12 protein-coding genes are annotated in these 13,429 nt (G+C 69.2%); 4 read left to right on the top strand and 8 right to left on the bottom strand.

Features of this window, described 5'->3' with window-relative positions; translation table 11 throughout:
- The first annotated feature begins 28 nt into the window (after positions 1-28).
- Positions 29-1,411, top strand: coding sequence for an HNH endonuclease signature motif containing protein (locus ACOJVU_RS10335; protein ID WP_421529692.1), 1,383 nt, complete (start codon positions 29-31; stop codon positions 1,409-1,411).
- 9 nt (positions 1,412-1,420) lie between these two features.
- Here the strand turns inward: ACOJVU_RS10335 and ACOJVU_RS10330 are convergent, their stop codons facing one another.
- The 7 genes from ACOJVU_RS10330 to ACOJVU_RS10300 all read right to left on the bottom strand — a co-directional run bounded on the left by ACOJVU_RS10330 (position 1,421) and on the right by ACOJVU_RS10300 (position 8,910).
- On the bottom strand, positions 1,421-2,239 hold the full coding sequence (locus ACOJVU_RS10330; protein ID WP_421529691.1) for an HpcH/HpaI aldolase/citrate lyase family protein: 819 nt from the start codon (positions 2,237-2,239) through the stop codon (positions 1,421-1,423).
- Positions 2,239-2,736: a MaoC family dehydratase gene (locus tag ACOJVU_RS10325; RefSeq protein ID WP_369737833.1), complete on the bottom strand. Its 498-nt coding sequence runs from the start codon at positions 2,734-2,736 to the stop codon at positions 2,239-2,241. Before ACOJVU_RS10325 ends, ACOJVU_RS10330 begins: the two co-directional genes overlap by 1 nt.
- Complete coding sequence (locus ACOJVU_RS10320; RefSeq protein WP_421529690.1) at positions 2,733-3,878, bottom strand: acyl-CoA dehydrogenase family protein; 1,146 nt, start codon at positions 3,876-3,878, stop codon at positions 2,733-2,735. Before ACOJVU_RS10320 ends, ACOJVU_RS10325 begins: the two co-directional genes overlap by 4 nt.
- Positions 3,875-5,848 carry a biotin carboxylase N-terminal domain-containing protein gene (locus tag ACOJVU_RS10315; RefSeq protein WP_421529689.1) on the bottom strand — a complete coding sequence of 658 codons (1,974 nt, stop codon included), beginning with the start codon at positions 5,846-5,848 and terminating at the stop codon, positions 3,875-3,877. Before ACOJVU_RS10315 ends, ACOJVU_RS10320 begins: the two co-directional genes overlap by 4 nt.
- 5 nt (positions 5,849-5,853) lie before the next feature.
- Positions 5,854-7,425: a carboxyl transferase domain-containing protein gene (locus ACOJVU_RS10310; protein WP_421529688.1), complete on the bottom strand. Its 1,572-nt coding sequence runs from the start codon at positions 7,423-7,425 to the stop codon at positions 5,854-5,856.
- Between the two features lie 8 nt (positions 7,426-7,433).
- The gene (locus ACOJVU_RS10305) at positions 7,434-8,090 is read right to left on the bottom strand and encodes a CoA transferase subunit B (RefSeq protein ID WP_421529687.1); all 657 of its coding nucleotides are present in this window, start codon (positions 8,088-8,090) and stop codon (positions 7,434-7,436) included.
- Between the two features lie 73 nt (positions 8,091-8,163).
- Positions 8,164-8,910, bottom strand: a complete 747-nt coding sequence (locus ACOJVU_RS10300; RefSeq protein ID WP_421529686.1) for a CoA transferase subunit A — start codon at positions 8,908-8,910, stop codon at positions 8,164-8,166.
- Between the two features lie 634 nt (positions 8,911-9,544).
- Here ACOJVU_RS10300 and ACOJVU_RS10295 point away from each other — a divergent pair.
- Complete coding sequence (locus tag ACOJVU_RS10295; RefSeq protein WP_421529685.1) at positions 9,545-10,201, top strand: TetR/AcrR family transcriptional regulator; 657 nt, start codon at positions 9,545-9,547, stop codon at positions 10,199-10,201.
- 63 nt (positions 10,202-10,264) lie between these two features.
- The gene (locus tag ACOJVU_RS10290) at positions 10,265-11,077 is read left to right on the top strand and encodes an MmpS family transport accessory protein (RefSeq protein ID WP_421529684.1); all 813 of its coding nucleotides are present in this window, start codon (positions 10,265-10,267) and stop codon (positions 11,075-11,077) included.
- 6 nt (positions 11,078-11,083) lie between these two features.
- Here the strand turns inward: ACOJVU_RS10290 and ACOJVU_RS10285 are convergent, their stop codons facing one another.
- Positions 11,084-12,415, bottom strand: coding sequence for an MFS transporter (locus ACOJVU_RS10285; protein WP_421529693.1), 1,332 nt, complete (start codon positions 12,413-12,415; stop codon positions 11,084-11,086).
- A gap of 104 nt (positions 12,416-12,519) precedes the next feature.
- Here ACOJVU_RS10285 and cmrA point away from each other — a divergent pair, with 104 nt between their 5' ends.
- Complete coding sequence (cmrA, locus tag ACOJVU_RS10280; RefSeq protein ID WP_421529683.1) at positions 12,520-13,326, top strand: mycolate reductase; 807 nt, start codon at positions 12,520-12,522, stop codon at positions 13,324-13,326.
- The last annotated feature ends 103 nt before the right edge of the window (positions 13,327-13,429 follow it).

Raw genomic sequence — 13,429 nt, 5'->3', positions numbered from 1 at the left:
TGTCGGTGGGTGCGCATAGTTTGACGGTGTGAGTGTTGACCGGGAGGAGCTGGGTGCGGCGTTCGACGCGCTGGATGCCGACCTGGACACGCTGCTGAGGTTCGACTGCGAGGCGTTGAGCACCCCGGAGTTGCTGGCCTGGCTGGGGCGGGTGGAAAAGGTGCGCCGGCGCCTGCCCGCCCTCGAGCATGCGGTGATCAACACCCTGGCCCATCAGGCCAGCGCGGAGGAGTTGGGCGGCAAGCTCTCCCACGCCATCGCCGAGGCCACCTCGATCTCGCGCCCCCAGGCCGCCCGCCGGGTCCGCGAGGCCGCCGACCTAGGCGAGCGACACGGGCTGACCGGCCAACCCCTGCCCCCGGTGTTGGCCGAGACCGCGTTGCGTCAGCGCCAGGGCACGCTCGGACCCGAGCACGTCGCGGTGATCCGCCGCTTCTGCCGCCAGCTGCCCGGCTGGGTCGACCAACCCACCCGCGAACGCGCCGAAGCCGACCTGGCCCGCCACGGCACCCGAATCCGCCCCGAACAACTCAGCGGGCTCGCCGAGCAACTCGACAACGCCCTCAACCCCGACGGCAACTACACCGACGAGGACCGGGCCCGGCGGCGCGGGCTGATCCTGGGCGCCCAGGGCCCCGACAAAATGTCACACCTGAGCGGCTGGATCACCCCCGAACTGCGCGCCACCCTCGAAGCCCTGTGGGCCAAACTCGCCGCCCCGGGCATGTGCAACCCCCTCGACGAGCACCCCTGCATCGACGGCACCCCCACCCAGGACGCCATCGACAAAGATGCCCGCGGGCCCGCCCAACGCCAGCACGACGGCCTGCTCGCCGCACTCCGCGCGATCCTGGCCTCCGGGAAGCTGGGCCAACACAACGGGCTTCCGGCCGCCATCATCGCCACCACCACCCTGGCCGAACTGGAAGCCGCCGCCGGATGCGCCCTGACCGGCGGGGGCACCATCTTGCCCATGAGCGATGTCATCCGCCTGGCCCGCCACGCCCATCACTACCTGGCGATCTTCGACAAAGGCAAAACCCTGGCCCTCTACCACACCAAACGCCTGGCCTCCCCCGCGCAAAGAATCGTGCTCTACGCCAAAGACCGCGGCTGCTCAGCCCCCGGCTGCACCGTGGGCGGCTACTACAGCGAAGTCCACCACGTCACCGACTGGGCCACCTGTCGATGCACCGACATCGACGACCTCACCTTCGCCTGCGGCCCCCACCACCGCCTCCTGCAACCCCGCGGCTGGACCACCCGCAAAAACACCAACGGCGACACCGAATGGATCCCACCCCCACACCTCGACCGCGGCCAACCCCGAAAAAACACCTACTGGCACCCCGAAAAACTTTTGCGCAGAAAGGAAGACGAAGCCGACGAGAATGCGGAGGACGAAAGCTGATCGCGCCCGTCAGCCCGTGGGCTCCCCCGCCCGCCGCAGCAGCATCTGCGCGTGCTTGAGCACCGGCGAGTCGACCATCTGCCCTTCGAAAGCGAACACCCCGCGCTCGCTCTTCGCCGCCGCCAGAACCCTTCGCGCCCAGTCCACCTTGTCCTCGCTGGGACGGTAGGCCTCGCGCACCACCGCAACCTGGGTCGGGTGGATGCAGACGGTCCCGCCGAAACCGACGGCGACGGCGTCGTCGGCCTCCGCCCGCAGGCCGTCGAGGTCGCCGATGTTCAGATGCACGGCGTCCAGCGCGATCCGGTCGAACGCCGACGCCGCGAGCAGCGTCGTCGACCGGACATGCCGCGCGAAGTCGCGGTACCCGCCGTCGGCCCGCCGGCTCGAACTGCCGCCGAGGGCGGCCACCAGATCCTCTGCGCCCCACATCATCGCGACGGTGCCGTCGGCCGCGGCGATCTCGGCGGCGAATACTGCGCCGCACGGCGTCTCGATCAGCGCGACGACGTCGCGGGGCGCCAACGCAGTAACCTGCGCCGCCGATTCGGTCTTGGACAGCATCACCGTGCCGTACGCGGTATCGGCCAGGGCGTCGAGGTCCAGGGCGTGCTCGTCGGTGCCAACCGCGTTGATGCGGACCACGGTGCGCGCGGGGTCCAGCGGGTTGTCGCGCAATGCCTTGCGGGCGGCCGCCTTATCGCCTTGGGCGACGCCGTCTTCGAGGTCGAGGATCACCACGTCGGCGGCGGCGGCGGCCTTCGTGAATCGCTCGGGGCGGTCGGCCGGGCAGAACAGCCATGCCGGGCCGGCGGCGCGCAGGTTCATCAATTTCCCTCCGCAGCGGGCCGCTTCTGTACGAGCGTGGTGCGCACCGCGCGCGCGACGACGTCGCCGTGCTGATTGCGTCCGGTGTGCTCGAGGGTGACGATGCCCTCCCCGGGGCGGCTTTTGGATTCCCGCTTGGCGGTGCACACGGTTTCGGCATAGAGCGTGTCGCCGTGGAAGACGGGTTTGGGGAAGGACACCTCGGAGAAGCCGAGGTTGGCGACGATCGTGCCCAGCGTCAGCTGCGACACCGAGAGACCGACAAGCGTCGAGAGCGTGAACATGGAGTTCACCAGCCGCTCACCCCGGAAACCCGGCTGCTCGGCCGCCCACGCGGCGTCCAGGTGCAGCGACTGGGTGTTCATCGTCAGCGTGGTGAACAGGACGTTGTCGGCCTCGGTCACCGTGCGGCCGGGCCGGTGCAGATAGGTGGTACCGATCTCGAACTCCTCGAACCATAAGCCGCGCTGGACGATCGACTTCCCCGGCCCGCTCACGACAGGCCCAGCGATCGCGAGATGAGCATCAGTTGCACCTCGGTGGTGCCCTCCCCGATCTCGAGGATCTTGCTGTCGCGGTAGTGCCGCGCCACCGGATACTCGTTCATGAAGCCGTACCCGCCGTGGATCTGGGTGGCGTCGCGGGCGTTGTCCATCGCCGCCTCGGACGCGATCATCTTGGCGATCGCCGCCTCCTTCTTGAAGGGCTTGCCGGCCAACATCTTCGCGGCCGCATCGTAATACGCCGTACGCGCGACGTGGGCACGCGCCTCCATCCGCGCGATCTTGAAGCTGATCGCCTGATAGGAGCCGATCGGCTGGCCGAACGACTGGCGCTCCTTGGCGTACTTGACGCTCTCGTCGACGCAGCCCTGCGCCGCGCCGGTGGCCAGGGCGGCGATCGCGATGCGCCCCTCGTCGAGGATGGACAGGAAGTTCGCGTAGCCGGTCCCGCGGGCGCCCAGCAGATTCTCCTGCGGGACCCGGGCGTCGGCGAAGGTCAGCGGGTGGGTGTCCGACGCATTCCAGCCCACCTTGTTGTAGACCGGCTCGACGGTGAATCCCGGTGTACCGCTGGGCACGACAATCGTGGAAATTTCCTTTTTCCCGCTCGCGCCGACCCCGGTGACCGCGGTGACGGTGACCAGCGAGGTGATGTCGGTGCCCGAGTTGGTGATGAACTGCTTATTGCCGTTGATGACCCACTCCCCGCCGTCCAGCCGGGCTGTGGTGCGGGTGGCGCCCGCGTCCGAACCCGCCCCCGGCTCGGTCAGGCCGAAGCCGGCCAGCGCCCGCCCGGCCGTCAGTTCCGGCAGCCACCGCTGCTTCTGCTCCTCGGACCCGAACCGGTAGATCGGCATCGCGCCGAGGCTGACCCCACCCTCGAGCGTGATCGCCACAGACTGGTCGACCTTACCGAGTTCCTCGAGCGCCAGCGACAGGGCGAAGTAGTCGCCGCCCATGCCGCCGTACTCCTCGGGGAACGGCAGGCCGAACAACCCCATCTCGCCCATCTTGGCGACGATCTCGTACGGGAAGCTGTGCTCCTCATCGTGTTTGGCCGACACGGGCGCGACCACGGTCCGCGCGAAATCGGCCACTGTCGCGCGAAGGTCTTCGTACTCCTTGGATAGCATCATGATTCCCGATCCTTGATCCGCGCCAGCACCTGATCGACTTTGACCTGGTCGCCGACGGACACCAGCATCTCGACCCGGCCCGAAACCGGTGCGGGAAGAGAATGTTCCATCTTCATCGCCTCGACGACCACCACCACGTCGCCCTCGGCAACCTCGGCGCCGGAGTCGATCTGGACGGCGATCACGCTGCCCGGCATCGGGCTGAGAACCTCGGCCTGCCGCGCGGTGGCCGCGCGGTGAATCCTGCGCTCCTGCGCCTCGCGCAGCTGCCAGGTGCCGCGCTCGTCGGCGATCCACAGGTGCCGGCCGGACTCGGCCCACCGGTACTCCCGGCGCACCCCATCCAGCGTCACGAACATCCGTGCACCGTTGAGTTCTATTTTCGCAAAACAGCTCTCGCCCTTGCCCACCCGGACCGAGGCGGCGTCCGGCAGCCCCCACACCGACACCGTCTCGGTGCGCAGCGCGGTCTGCATCTCGGTGCGGACCGGTGCCGGGTTCCCGCCCACGCGCCATCCGGTCGGCGCCGCCCAGAGGTCACCGGATGCTCTGTCGGCCAGGCTGCGCTGGCGGTAGAGGCCCCCGGCGGCGAGCACATCGTCGGGGGCGGGCAACGGCGCGAACTGGGCCGCCCGCTCGTCGAGCAGCGCGGTGTCCAGGTCGCCGGCCCGCACCCGCTCGTCGGCCAAGAGGAACCGCAGGAACTCGACGTTGGTCTGCACACCCAAAACAGCGGTCCGCGCCAACGCGCGGTCGAGCGCCGCCAGCGCCGCGTCGCGGTCCGCCCCGTGGGCGATCACCTTGCTCAGCATCGGGTCGTAGTCGCTGCCGACCACGGTGCCCGCCAGCAGCGAGGAGTCCACCCGCACACCGGTGCCGGAGGGTTCGAACACCTGCAGCACCCGGCCACCGATCGGCAGGAAACCCCGGGCCGGGTCCTCGGCGTAGACGCGGGCCTCGATCGCGTGGCCGCTCAGCTCGATGTCGTCCTGGGCGAACGCCAGCTTCTCACCGGCGGCCACCCGCAGCTGCCACTCCACGAGGTCAAGACCGGTCACCGCCTCGGTCACCGGATGCTCCACTTGCAGACGGGTGTTCATCTCCATGAAGAAGAACTCGTCGGGGCGTTCGGCCGAGAGGATGAATTCGACGGTTCCCGCGCCGACGTAGTCGACGCTGCGGGCGGTGTCGCAGGCCGCCGTCCCGATGCGGGCCCGCGTCCGCGGGTCGAGCAGTGGCGAGGGCGCCTCCTCGATGACCTTCTGGTGGCGTCGCTGCAGGCTGCACTCCCGCTCACCGAGGTGGACGACGTTGCCGTGGGTGTCGGCGAGCACCTGGACCTCGATGTGGCGGGGCCGCAGCACGAAGCGCTCCAAGAACAGCGTGTCGTCGCCGAACGAGGAGGCGGCCTCCCGGCGTGCGCTCACCAGTGCGTCGCGCAGCCGGGTCGCGTCGTCGACCAGCCGCATGCCCTTGCCGCCGCCGCCCGCGGACGGTTTGATCAGCACCGGGTAGCCGATCTCCTCGGCGGCCGCGACGAGCTCAGCGTCACCCAGCCCGGGCCTGGCCACACCGGGGATCACCGGCACGGCGAAGGCGGCGACGGTGTTCTTCGCGGTGATCTTGTCGCCCATCACCTCGATCGCCCGGGCCGGCGGCCCCAGGAAAACCACCCCGGCGCGGTCGCAGGCGGCGGCGAAAGCTGCGTTCTCGGAGAGGAACCCGTAACCGGGGTGGATCGCCTGCGCTCCGCTGCGTGCCGCCGCGTCGAGCACCCTGGCGATGTCGAGGTAGCTCTCGCGCGCGGGCGCTGGTCCGAGCCGCACGGCGGTATCGGCCTCGCGCACGTGGCGCGCCGCAGCGTCGGGGTCGCTGTAGACGGCGACCGAGCGGATGCCCAGCCGGCGCAGGGTCCGGATCACCCGCACGGCGATCTCGCCGCGGTTGGCCACCAGCACGGTGTCGAACATTCCCATCACATCCGGAAGACGCCGTAGGAGACGGATTCCAGCGGTGCGTGCACGCACAACGAAAGGGCAAGCCCCACAACCAGTCTGGTATCCGCCGGGTCGATGATGCCGTCATCCCAAAGCCGGGCCGTGGAGTAGTACGGGTTGCCCTGGCCCTCGTACTGCTCGCGGATGGGCGCCTTGAACGCCTCCTCCTCGTCGGCCGACCACGGCGTGCCCGACGCGGCGAGTTGTTCCCCGCGCACGGTCGCCAGCACCGAGGCGGCCTGCTCTCCGCCCATCACCGAGATGCGCGCGTTGGGCCACATCCACAGGAAGCGGGGCGAATACGCCCGGCCGCACATCGAATAGTTGCCCGCGCCGTAGGATCCGCCGATCACGACGGTCAGCTTGGGCACCCGGGCACAGGCCACGGCGGTGACCATCTTGGCGCCGTGCTTGGCGATCCCGCCGGCCTCGTAGTCGCGCCCGACCATGAACCCGGCAATGTTCTGCAGGAACAACAGCGGGATGTTGCGCTTGTCGCAGAGCTCGATGAAATGCGCTCCCTTCAAAGCGGATTCGCCGAACAGCACGCCGTTGTTGGCGACGATCCCTATCGGGTGGCCGTGGATGCGCGCGAAGGCGGTCACCAGGGTCTTGCCGTAATTGGCCTTGAACTCGCTGTAGTGGCTGCCGTCGACCAGCCGGACGATGACCTCGTGGACGTCGTAGGGCACCCGCGGGTCGGGCGGCACGACGTCGTAGAGCTCGGTCTGTGCGTGTTCGGGCTCGACCGGCGCACGGACCTCCCACTGGGCCGGCTCGCGCGGGCCGAACGTGGCCGCGATGTCGCGGACGATTCGCAGCGCGTGCTCGTCGTCGTCGGCGAGGTGATCGGTGACACCGGAGACCCGCGAGTGCAGGTCGCCCCCGCCGAGTTCCTCGGCCGTGACGATCTCGCCGGTGGCGGCCTTCACCAGCGGCGGTCCGCCGAGAAAAATCGTGCCCTGCTCGCGGACGATGACGGCCTCGTCGCTCATCGCCGGCACGTAGGCGCCGCCCGCGGTGCAGGAACCCAGCACCGCGGCCACCTGGGGAATGCCCTTGGCGCTCATGGTGGCCTGGTTGTAGAAGATCCGGCCGAAATGCTCGCGGTCGGGGAACACCTCGTCCTGGCGCGGCAGGAACGCCCCTCCCGAGTCGACCAGGTAGATGCACGGCAGCCGGTTGTGCAGCGCGACTTCCTGCGCGCGCAGGTGCTTCTTGACCGTCATCGGGTAGTACGTGCCGCCCTTGACCGTCGCGTCGTTGGCGACGATCACGCATTCGCGCCCCGACACCCGCCCGATCCCGGTGATGATCCCCGCCCCCGGGGACTCGTCGCCGTACATCCCGTGGGCCGCCAGCGGGGTCAGCTCCAGGAACGGGGTGCCCGGATCGAGCAGGCGGTCGACGCGGTCGCGGGGCAACAGCTTGCCGCGGCTGACGTGGCGTTCCCGGGCACGGTCGTTGCCACCGAGGGCCGCCGCCGCCAGCTTGGCATTCAGCTCCGCGACGAGCCGGCGGTGCTCGTCGGCGAACGAGGGTGCGGTCATCGGGGCGGTCACCGCGCTGGAATCACCAGGTGCGCTGGAAGCACAAGGGGCGGTTGGGTCCTGGCGATGACTTGGTCGACCGACACATCGGGGGCGGTCTCGACCAGGTGCAGGCCGTCCTCGCGGACGTCGATGACCGCGAGCTCGGTGACGATGCGGTTGACGCAGCCGACACCGGTCAGCGGCAGCGTGCAGCGCTCCAGGATCTTCGGGCTGCCGTCCTTGGCAGCGTGCTCCATCATCACGATCACCGTGCGGGCTCCGTGCACGAGGTCCATGGCCCCGCCCATGCCCTTGACCATCTTGCCCGGAATCGTCCAGTTGGCCAGGTCGCCGGTGGCCGAGACCTGCATGGCCCCCAGCACCGCGACGTCGAGGTGTCCGCCGCGGATGATGCCGAACGAAGTCGACGAGCTGAAGAACGCCGCGCCGGGCAGCGTGGTGACCGTCTCCTTGCCCGCGTTGATCAGGTCGGGGTCGAGTTGCTCGCGTGTCGGGTAGGGGCCCACGCCGAGGATGCCGTTCTCCGAATGCAGGACCACGTGCACCCCCTCGGGCACGTGGTTGGGGATCAATGTGGGCATTCCGATGCCGAGGTTGACGTACTGGCCGTCTTCGAATTCCGCCGCCACGCGGGCAGCCATGCCGTCCCTGCTCCAGCTCATCTGACGCCGCTCTCCCCCTCAAGCGGGCGGTACCGCCACCTCATCGCTTCGCTTCGCCTGGTCGCCGGTGCGCTCATGAGCGCACCGTCTCTTTCTCGATCAGCTTGACGGGATCGGGCACGTGCACGACCCGCTGCACGAAGACGCCCGGGGTGTGCACCGCCGCGGGATCGATCTCTCCCGGCTCGACGAGATGTTCGACCTGGGCGATGGTGATCCGCCCGGCCACGGCGCAGTCGGCGTTGAAGTTGGCGGCCGATTCGCGGTACACCAGGTTGCCGTGCCGATCCCCCTTCCAGGCGTGCACCAGTGCGAAGTCGGTGCGGATGGCCCGCTCGAGAACATAGATGACACCGTCGAATTCGCGGGTCTCCTTGGGCGGCGACATCACCGCCACCTGGCCCGAGGCGTCGTAGCGCCAGGGCAGCCCCCCCGCGGCGATCTGGGTGCCGACCCCAGCCGGTGTGTAGAACGCAGGGATTCCCATCCCACCGGCGCGCAGCCGCTCGGCCAGCGTGCCCTGGGGGTTGAGCTCCACCTCGAGTTCGCCGCAGAGGAACTGGCGGGCGAACTCCTTGTTCTCGCCCACATAGGAGGCGGTTGTCCGCCGAATCCTCTTGTGCTGCAAGAGTAGACCCAGTCCGACGCCATCGACGCCGCAGTTGTTCGACACGGTCTCGAGGTCGGTGACCCCGCTGTCGACCAGCGCGGCGATCAGCGCGTCGGGAATGCCACAGACCCCGAATCCGCCGACGGCCAGCGACGACCCCTCCGCGATGTCGACGACCGCCTCCGCAGCGGTAGCCACCACTTTGTCCATGAGCGCAGAGTCTCCTCGCCGTCGGGGGTTGCGAAGATTCAGTTAATTACGATTAACTGACGGCAGAATACCACCACCTCCACCGTCCGTCCAGGCTGCGGCGGGGCCGGTCGGTGGCGGCCGTGAAGGTAATCGATCACCCGCCCGCGGATCTGGCGCCTGTGGACCTTGCCGGTCACGGTCATCGGGAACTTGTCGACCGTTCGTCATCGTCCCCGACCTGGCGATTCCGGCGTAGCATCGTTCCATGATCCCCGCGCTGATCCCCGCGCTGGTTGTCGCGCTGGGCGTTCACGTGGCACCCGCTCCGCTGAGCCCCGCCGTGCCCACTCGAACGTCTCAGACGGGGGACACCACCGCACCATGGATCTCTGGCCCCGGTCCATGCACGGCCACGCAGCCGTGCTTGACCCCGCAGTATTGCCCCGACACGGGGCGGTTCGTCGTCGGGTACCAACCGTGCCCGGCGTTGGTGAACGGCCCGTATGCACCGGGGGGCTTGCAGCCCAACGAGGATTAGACCTCCGGCCGGTTTGGATACCAACCCAGACGCTCGGCGATCTTGATCGTCACCGGCTCGTGCTACGTTAGTGACGATTAACCGGATGGTCGAGTTGTGCACGGGAGGTCCGTCGTGACGGCGTCCGCTCCGGAAAGCCAGACGGGCCATCCCGAGCCGCCGAATCGCCGCAGCCAGTTGAAGTCCGACCGGCGCCTGCAACTCTTGGCGGCCGCCGAACGGCTGTTCGCCGAACGCGGCTTCCTGGCGGTCCGGCTCGACGACATCGGCGCCGCCGCCGGTGTCAGCGGGCCGGCAATTTACCGGCACTTCCCCAACAAGGAGTCGATGCTGGTCGAACTGCTGGTGGGCATCAGCGCCCGACTACTGGCCGGAGCCCGGGCGGTGCGGGCCCGCAACGCCGACGCGGCCGCGGCCCTCGACGGGCTCATCGACTTTCACCTCGACTTCGCATTCGAGGAACCCGACCTGATCCGCATCCAAGACCGTGACCTCGCGCACCTGCCCGAAGCGGCCGCAAAGCAGGTCCGAAAAGCGCAGCGCCAGTATGTGGAGGTCTGGGTCGGCGTGTTGCGCGAACTCAACCCCGAGCTGGCCGAAGCCGATGCCCGGCTGGCGGCCCACGCGGTGTTCGGACTGCTGAACTCGACGCCGCACGCCATGAAGTCTCCCGACAACTCGCGCAACAAACCAGGGCGCGCGGCGAGATCGCGCGCCGTCATGCGCGCCATGACCGTCGCCGCGCTCACAGCGGGAAATCGGTGCCCCTGAATCGGGTGCCCGACGGTGAGCGACCGGTCATGGGTTCGGCCCAGGTACCCTGCAAGCCATGAGGTGGACATGAGCGATCCACGTCGACCCGAACTGTTCAGCCCCCCTCTATCGGGGTCTGAGCCCACCGATCCGCGGGGTCGCTGGTACCCTCCTCCCGTCGACCCGGCCTACGCCGACGAGGCGCCGTTCGCGCCGACCTACGGCATGCCCTATGCCCCATGGGCCCCCGAACTCGACGGGGCCGGCGCGGCCGCACAGGTGCCGGTCTACTGGCAGCAACACGGCCAGCTCCCGCCGGGCGAGGCGCCCCCCGAAGGGATGGGTCCCCCGCCGCCGGGAGGCCCGAAGACGCCGCGCTGGCTGTGGGTCGCCGCCGGGACGGCGGTGCTGCTGGTCGTGGGTCTGGTGGTCGCGCTGGTGCTGGTCAACGGCGCGATCCGGACCCAGACCGCCGTGCCGCCGCTGCCCCCCATGCCCGAGCCGAGCACGTGGGTCCCGACGCCGACCACGGCGCCGCCGACGCGCACCCCCCGGTCACCCCGCCCCGCACCGGTGCCGCCGCCGCTCGAGCCGGAAACCCCCTCCCAAACGACGGGCCCCCCGGCCGCCATGCAGGACGTCGGCTACAACGTCACCGGCGAGGGCCGCGCCCTCAGCGTCATGTACGTCGCCGCCGGCGGCCTCATCCAAACCGAGTTCAACGTCGCGCTGCCGTGGAGCAAGCAGGTAAGTCTGGCCACGTCACCGGTCCGTCCGGCGAACGTCACGATCGTGAACTTCGGCCACGACGTCACTTGCACGGTCACCGTCGACGGGGTTCAGGTCAGCCGACGCGTCGGCATGGGCCTGACAATCTGCGATGCCAGGGGCTGAGCGACACTAAACCTGTTCGGCAAGGACGGGGTTGCCCAGCGGGACACGCACCGCCAGCATCCCGAGCAAGCCCGCGATCAGCACCAGGGCGATGCCCCCGAGACCGGCACGGACGGCTCCGAAGGCGTCGACGAAAATCGAGAACAGCCAGGGCGCCAGGAACGACGCCGCCCGGCCGGTCATCGTGTACAGGCCGAACGCGACGCCCTCGCCGCCGTGCTTGGACAGGTGCAGTAGCAGCGCACGTGACGATGACAGCGACGGACCGACGAACAGGGCGAGCAACAACCCGCACACCCAGAAGGCGTGCGCACCGGACGACGCCATCAGGGCGAGCGCCACGACGATGATCGCCGTCAGTGACCCCAGGATGACCGGCTTGGATCCGATCCGGTGGTCGACGAACCCGCCGGTCACCGCGCCCACCGCGGCCACCACGCTGGCCGCCATGCCGAACACCAGCACGCCCGCCTGCGAGAGCCCGTAGACGTTGACGCCGAGCACGGCACCGAAGCCGAACACCGCCGCCAACCCGTCCCGGAACAACGCGCTGGCCCCCAGGAAATAGACCAGGTTGCGGTCGCGGCGCCATTCGGCGCTCACCTCCGCCCAGAGCTTGCGATAACCGCCCAGCATGCTCGTCGGATGCGAGGCCACCTCACCAGAGTCGGGCAGCTGGTGAGCGACGAACAGCAACGGCAGTGCCAGCACCGCGAACCAGGCCGCGGTCAGCAGCATCGCCGCCCGCACATAGAGCCCGTCATGGACCGGCATGCGCAGCAGCCCGCGCACCGGGCCGGAGCCGGAAATGAAGCCGGTATAGACCAGGAGCAGCAGTACCACGCTGCCGCTGAAGCCTGCGGCCGCACCCAGACCGGAGATGCGCCCCACGGTCTGCGGCGTCGATATCTGCCGCAGCATCGCGTTGTACGGAACGCCGGCCAGATCTCCGCACGCAGCCGTCGCCGACAGCAGCACCAACCCCGCCCAGAGATAGCTGGGGTCGTCGCGAATCAGGAACATCGCGCTGGTCGACGTCACCGCGAGACCGCTCAGGACCGTCAATGTCAGCCTCCGGCGATGCGGGGCTTCCACCCAGACGCCGACGAGTGGCGCCAACGCCGCGATGGTCAACCCCGAGACGGCCAGCGCTCGGCCCAGCCAACTCGCCGGCGACGTACCACCGGACAACCCCGCGCCGACGCTGCCGGTCAAATAGACCGAGAAGACAAAAGTGGCGACGACGGCGTTCATGCCGAGGGCGCCGCAGTCCCATAGCGCCCATGCCGCCACCCGAGACCACAGCGGCCCGCCCGAACGCGACCCCGCTCGATTCATGTCGGCGACTTTATAGTGCATGGGCAATAGTGCATGGGCAATAGTGCATGGGCAGTCGACCCGCCGCGCCAGGCTTCGCCGCGCTGCCTGGCTACCATTGGCGCATGCCGGTACCCGCCCCCAGTCCCGACGCGCGCGCGGTCGTCACCGGATCCTCGCAGAACATCGGTGCGGCGCTGGCCACCGAACTCGCGGCCCGCGGACACAGCCTGATCATCACCGCTCGGCGCGAGGAACTGCTCGACGAACTGGCCGCGCGCCTGTCCGACAGGTACCGGGTCGCCGTCGAGGTGCGGGCGGCCGATCTGGCCGATCCCGCGGACCGGGCGAAGCTGTGCGAAGAGCTCGCCGCGCGTCCGATCTCCATCCTGTGCGCCAACGCCGGGACCGCGACCTTCGGTCCGGTCAAGGACCTCGACCCGGCCGGCGAAAAGGCCCAGGTCCAGCTGAATGCGGTGGCCGTGCACGACCTCACGCTGGCCGTGCTTCCCGGCATGGTGGCGCGCAGGGCCGGCGGCATCTTGGTCTCCGGCTCGGCGGCGGGCAACTCGCCGATTCCCTACAACGCGACGTACGCGGCCACCAAGGCGTTCGCGAACACCTTCAGCGAATCGTTGCGCGGGGAGCTGCGCGGCTCCGGTGTACATGTGACCCTGTTGGCGCCGGGCCCGGTGCGCACCGATCTGCCCGACGACGCCGAGGCCTCGCTGGTGGAAAGACTGGTTCCCGACTTCCTGTGGATCTCCACCGAGCACACAGCCCAGGCCTCGCTGGATGCATTGGAAAGCAACAAGATGCGCATCGTGCCGGGCCTGACGTCCAAGGCCATGTCGGTGGCCAGCGGGTACGCCCCCCGCGCCATCGTCGCGCCCATCGTCGGCCGCTTCTACAAGAAACTCGGCGGCGGCTAGCGAGTGTCGCCCGTAAGTTCGTCGGGGGTTGTTACCAGACGCCGCTGGTGCCGAGTCTGCGCTGGCGGCGTCGAGACTGTGCTCAGCGCTACTTTTTTCGCGT

It is taken from the genome of Mycobacterium sp. THU-M104 (assembly GCF_049197365.1).
Lineage (GTDB): Bacteria > Actinomycetota > Actinomycetes > Mycobacteriales > Mycobacteriaceae > Mycobacterium.
Note: the sequence above shows the minus strand (reverse complement) of the source record. Positions and strands in the feature narration are given on the sequence as shown.